This window comes from Methylocucumis oryzae, from assembly GCF_000963695.1.
GTDB classification, from domain to species: domain Bacteria; phylum Pseudomonadota; class Gammaproteobacteria; order Methylococcales; family Methylomonadaceae; genus Methylovulum; species Methylovulum oryzae.
On sequence record NZ_LAJX01000310.1, the window covers coordinates 1 to 4,268 of the forward strand.

General features: G+C 37.3%; 8 protein-coding genes. 6 read left to right on the forward strand and 2 right to left on the reverse strand.

Features of this window, described 5'->3' with window-relative positions:
- Positions 1-504: 504 nt before the first annotated feature.
- The 6 genes from VZ94_RS20755 to VZ94_RS31245 are packed head-to-tail and all read left to right on the forward strand — an operon-like array spanning position 505 to position 3,008.
- Positions 505-1,017, forward strand: a complete 513-nt coding sequence (locus tag VZ94_RS20755) for a response regulator (RefSeq protein WP_045780699.1) — start codon at positions 505-507, stop codon at positions 1,015-1,017.
- Positions 980-1,324 (forward strand): transcriptional regulator, encoded by a 345-nt coding sequence (locus tag VZ94_RS20760; RefSeq protein ID WP_045780700.1) that lies wholly within the window; start codon positions 980-982, stop codon positions 1,322-1,324. Before VZ94_RS20755 ends, VZ94_RS20760 begins: the two co-directional genes overlap by 38 nt.
- Positions 1,325-1,340: 16 nt before the next feature.
- Complete coding sequence (locus tag VZ94_RS24855) at positions 1,341-1,502, forward strand: PAS domain S-box protein (protein ID WP_082081871.1); 162 nt, start codon at positions 1,341-1,343, stop codon at positions 1,500-1,502.
- A 4-nt stretch (positions 1,503-1,506) separates the two neighbouring features.
- Positions 1,507-2,541 (forward strand): putative bifunctional diguanylate cyclase/phosphodiesterase, encoded by a 1,035-nt coding sequence (locus tag VZ94_RS23890; protein WP_131655668.1) that lies wholly within the window; start codon positions 1,507-1,509, stop codon positions 2,539-2,541.
- A gap of 1 nt (position 2,542) precedes the next feature.
- A complete protein-coding gene (locus tag VZ94_RS31240) occupies positions 2,543-2,755 on the forward strand; it encodes an EAL domain-containing protein (RefSeq protein ID WP_338040562.1) in 213 nt (70 codons plus the stop codon).
- A 19-nt stretch (positions 2,756-2,774) separates the two neighbouring features.
- Positions 2,775-3,008, forward strand: a complete 234-nt coding sequence (locus tag VZ94_RS31245) for an EAL domain-containing protein (RefSeq protein WP_052700807.1) — start codon at positions 2,775-2,777, stop codon at positions 3,006-3,008.
- Positions 3,009-3,232: 224 nt separating this feature from the next.
- Here the strand turns inward: VZ94_RS31245 and VZ94_RS20770 are convergent, their stop codons facing one another.
- Together VZ94_RS20770 and VZ94_RS26275 are read right to left on the reverse strand one after the other, a co-directional pair.
- Positions 3,233-3,820: an HdeD family acid-resistance protein gene (locus VZ94_RS20770; protein WP_045780701.1), complete on the reverse strand. Its 588-nt coding sequence runs from the start codon at positions 3,818-3,820 to the stop codon at positions 3,233-3,235.
- A gap of 5 nt (positions 3,821-3,825) precedes the next feature.
- Positions 3,826-4,268: ParB/RepB/Spo0J family partition protein (locus tag VZ94_RS26275; protein ID WP_045780702.1), on the reverse strand; the 443-nt coding region annotated here is incomplete at its 5' end.

The window sequence follows — 4,268 nt, forward strand, 5'->3', positions numbered from 1 at the left end:
ATAGTTTTACATACCCGTCATTCCGGCATGGATTGCCGGAATCCAGTGCCATGGATGGCGCTCTCCAAATCCCCCTGTGTTCTTGCCGAGATGACGACCCGGAGACGAAATACGGTTCTCAAATTGGGCGGGCTATATAAATAAAATCAAAGTATTATTTGTATTTTTGGTTTTTAATTTAACGTATTTTCTCCAAAATCATCCATGATTTTTGTCGTTAAGTGATAAAAGTTTCACTAAGCGTTGCTTCTAAGTAAGATGGAAAAAACGGAATTATCATCATAAATAATTCTATTTTGACTCTTTTTGTATATTAAATTACCATATTTATTATTTTTTCGTTTTTTGCGATAAATGCGCGAATTTGCAATTGATTGAAATAAAAGTGGTGTTTTCAATATGCATGAAACGAATGCTTTAACTCTGTACTAAGCAATGTTATGAATATTTTATATGTTGATGATAATTCGTCTTCGCGGCTTTTATTAGAGCTTATCTTTAAAGATGAAAAAGAGCACCAGCTTTTTTACTGTCAATAATGGCGAACAGGCTTTGGAGGTATTAAATCAGAAAGTTATTGATTTAATAGTTTCAGATATATTGATGCCAAAAATAGATGGTTTTAGATTATGTTTCTTAGTTAAAAGCAATCATAGATTTGCACATATTCCATTCGTATTTTATTCAGCCAATTATAAAGAACAGGAGGCGATAGATTTTGCTCGAAATATTGGTGCTGATAAGTATTTAGTAAAGCCAGTCGACTCCAATAAATTAGTTGAGGAGCTTAGTGAAATTGTTTTGATGGCTCAACTCAAAGGAGTGGGGCAACTACAGCTTTCTGAAACAGAGTTTTTGATGGGTTATAGCGTCCAAGTTAATGAAAAATTAAATTCAATTAATGAAAAGCTCTATGAAACAAATATAAATTTGATGTCTGCGAATGACAATTTAGCTCAAACGAAGAAAGAATTATTAGATGCTAGAAAATTGCTCGGCGTTTATTGTCGACCATAGTAGCGATGCAATCTTAGTTGCTGATAGAAACGGGGTCATTCTATCGGCAAATAGTAGTCTTTTTAAACTACATAATTCATTCAAAAAAGGCGCTAAATTAAGCGAAGTCATACCAGTAGATTATTGCAAACAAATTTTGTCTTATGGTATTTCAAACTTTCAAGCATTAATTGATTTTAATGAAACGCTAACTATAGGAGCTAGTAAGCTTATTGTTACTAAGGTAGGTGTCACTTATCAAGATGAAGAAGCCATCTTACTGTTGTTTCGTAATGTCAGTGGTTATTTAGGTTTTTTCAGAGGGTAACCTGGAAAATCATATTATGGAAAATTTAGCCGAAGGCGTGATGGTAACAGATAGTAATAATCGTATTATCACAGTAAATAAGGCGTTTACTAGAATAACAGGTTATGAAGAAATAGAAGTAAAAGGTAAAAATCCCAGTTTGCTATCTTCAAATAAGCAAAAATCACTTGTTTTATAAAAACATGTGGTCGACTTTATTAAAAAGCGGTTATTGGCAAGGAGAAATCTGGAATAAGCGTAAAGACGGTACTTTATATCCTGAGTGGTTGTCATTAACAATTGTCAGAGACCACGCTGGAGAGGTGTTATTTCATATCGGTATTTTTAGTGATATTAGCTCTCATGAGGAAGCGCGTAAGCATATAGAGCATTTAGCGCATCACGACCCTTTAACCAATTCACCTAATAGAACGTTATTACAGCATAGACTTAGAACAGCATTATCAGGTGCTAAGCAAAATAATCATAAAGTGGGCTTAATGTTTGTTGATGTTGATAAATTTAAATTCATTAATGACAGTTTAGGGCATCATATTGGCGATGAAGTCTTAAAGTTAGTTTATCAGCGTTTAAGGCAGTGCACTCGTCAATCTGATACTGTTGGGCGTCAAGGTGGTGATGAATTTGTTGTCATTTTAGATTTCCAAAACACACAAGAAGGCATCAATCGGGTTGCCGATAATATTAATAACGTAATGAGACAGCCCGCGTATATTGAAGAAAAAGAAGTATTTATTACTTGCAGCATTGGTATTGCTATATTCCCTGATGATGGTAATGAACCGGAAAGTTTGTTAAAAAATGCAGATGCTGCTTTATATAAAGCTAAAACTGAGGGGCGCAATAGATATCAGTTTTATAATAAAAAACTGAGTAAAATAAATGATTACCGTCAGCGAATCGGAAATGATTTGCATCATGTGATTGAGCGAGATGAGCTGTATTTAGTTTATCAACCCCAATTTCGCTTAGATAATGCTAAATTAGTAGGTTGTGAAGTGTTATTGCGTTGGCAGCATCCATTGTTAGGTAATATTCCACCGAGTTTATTCATTCCTATTGCAGAAGAATCTGGTCTTATTAATGCGATTGGTGATTGGGTTTTAACTCAGGCGTGTTGTCAAGCTAGTATTTGGCGTTCTTTAACTCAAGACCAAAATATCTTATGGTATAAACCTTTCAGCGATACAATTTCGGCAACCACAACTAGTAAATAGTATTAAGCAATTGATTAATAATCATAATTTACCTGCGAATACTTTGGAGTTAGAACTTACAGAAGGGGTATTAATGCAGGAAGCTGATTCAACGTTAACAAAGTTAAAAGAGCTCAAGGCAATGAGCATTGAATTATCAATCGATGATTTTGGCACAGGATATTCGAATTTATCTTATTTAAATCGTTTTTCAGTGGATAAAATAAAAAATTGATCAATCATTTGTTCGTGGCTTGCCCGATAGCCCAAATGATGTAGCGATAGTAAAAGCAATCATTCAAATGTCACAGAGCTTAGGGCTTACTATAATTGCCGAAGGCGTAGAAACAGAGCAGCAAAGGTCTTTGCTAGCAGATTTAGGATGCGATATGGTGCAAGGTTTTTTGTTTGCCAAACCATTAGAATCTGTCCTATTCGAGCAATTATTAATTACACATGAGAGTACAGGCAATAAAATAAAGACCTAAGGATTCATGCTAGGTCTTCTGGGGTTTCTAATATACTTCAAACGCTCAAGTTTTTCGGTTTTTAGATAGGGTGCGCTGTGCGTACCTTTATAACATCATAAAAATCAATGAAAAAGGTGCACACAGCGCATCCTACAACAACACAAGATACCGAAAATTTGACCGTTCAGAGTATATATGCCGGAATGATGATTTTAGGTCTGGGTATTTAAGTTAAAGCTTTGCTATTCGTTTTGCTGTTGCTCAACTCTAACCCACAACGCAAACATCAGCATGGCCCAGCCTCGGAACGCGATTTCTAGGCTTAGGCAGAATGCGCTAAACCAGCTTGCTGAGGTCGGCCATTGCAGAAAGACTAAGATGCCGGTGAGTACGGAAACAATGCCACAAAGGGTTGTGGGAATAATTTGGGGTAGATGTAGTGTCTGCGTTAATACGATGCGGACGATGCCTCGGACGATTAAAAAAGCAGCAATCATTAGACCTAAGCGCTCAGGGCTGTCTGAAATGCTTAGAATTAACAAGGCGCCGGTGACGCTGTCTAATACGCCGACTTGTAGGTTTTGGAAGAAATCGCGTTGTTCTTGGCTGAGAAATGCGTCTATGCACTCTAGTATGCCTAAAATTAATAAGATGGCACCGCATAACGGTAGCCAAGAAAAAAAGCGTGCTGACATGACGATGGCGCTGGGATTTAAAAAGCTGGCTAAGCTTAAAATCGCTCCAGAAAATAATACGATAGCCGCTTGGATTAATAAGCGTATCCAGCTCATGGTAAAATGCTCAAAGCGGCTGGATTTTTCTAAGTGCATACGCGTTAGTTCTGAGACGATGAGGCTTGTAATTGGGCTAAAATGCCATCGAGTTCTTCTAACGTGGTATACGCGATTACCACTTTTCCCGCCCCGGATTCTTTGTGGTCAATAGTTACTTTGGCGCCGAAGCGTGCCGTTAGCTCCTCTTGTAATCTTAAAGTATCGCGGTCTATCGGTTTGAACTTAGCGAGTTTCGGTTCTTCTTGCATTTGCTTAACTAGCTTTTCTGTTGCACGTACTGATAAGCTTTCTTTAACCACTTTTTGGGCGGCTTTTACCTGGTCATGTTCAGTTAACGCCAGTAATGCTCTAGCGTGCCCCATTTCTAACTGTCGAGTAAGCAGTAGTTTTTTGACTTCGCTGTTTAGCTCGATTAGCCGCAGTAGATTGGTTACCGTTGCCCTTGATTTACCAATCGCGGTGGCAATATCTTGATGCGTCATAC

What these genes read in the sequence shown, in the direction of transcription:
- VZ94_RS20755 (WP_045780699.1), top strand. Translation starts at nt 505, where the DNA reads ATGAAAAAGAGCACCAGCTTTTTTACTGTCAATAATGGCGAACAGGCT.
- VZ94_RS20760 (WP_045780700.1), top strand. Translation starts at nt 980, where the DNA reads ATGCTAGAAAATTGCTCGGCGTTTATTGTCGACCATAGTAGCGATGCA.
- VZ94_RS24855 (WP_082081871.1), top strand. Translation starts at nt 1,341, where the DNA reads ATGGAAAATTTAGCCGAAGGCGTGATGGTAACAGATAGTAATAATCGT.
- VZ94_RS23890 (WP_131655668.1), top strand. Translation starts at nt 1,507, where the DNA reads ATGTGGTCGACTTTATTAAAAAGCGGTTATTGGCAAGGAGAAATCTGG.
- VZ94_RS20770 (WP_045780701.1), bottom strand. Translation starts at nt 3,820, where the DNA reads ATGCACTTAGAAAAATCCAGCCGCTTTGAGCATTTTACCATGAGCTGG.